Source organism: Nocardioides malaquae, assembly GCF_015070385.1.
Lineage (GTDB): Bacteria > Actinomycetota > Actinomycetes > Propionibacteriales > Nocardioidaceae > Nocardioides > Nocardioides malaquae.
The window spans coordinates 1-277 of the sequence record NZ_JADCSA010000318.1; the positions used below are offsets into that span (position 1 = coordinate 1).

The 277-nt window shown below is 48.4% G+C and carries 1 protein-coding gene; it reads left to right on the plus strand.

Going from position 1 to position 277, the window contains the following annotated elements; genetic code table 11:
• Window positions 1-277 (plus strand): LPS assembly lipoprotein LptE (gene lptE, locus IEQ44_RS15765; RefSeq protein ID WP_227487628.1); only part of this gene is annotated, 277 nt, incomplete at both ends.

The following is a 277-nucleotide window of genomic DNA, read 5'->3' on the forward strand; positions in this document are numbered from 1 at the left end:
ATAAAGAAACCACGCGTAAGGACGTTCCATCCTTGCGTTTGGGTAAAGTGAGCATCGCGAAAGATACCGCATCGGTATTCCGTAACGGTCAAACAGCAGAGTATCAGATGATCATGACGGTTAATGCGACCGTGTTGATCCCCGGCCGTGATATCTACCCGATTAGCGCCAAAGTCTTCCGTTCGTTCTTCGATAACCCGCAAATGGCGTTAGCGAAAGATAACGAACAAGACATGATCGTAAAAGAGATGTACGACCGTGCTGCCGAACAGCTGAT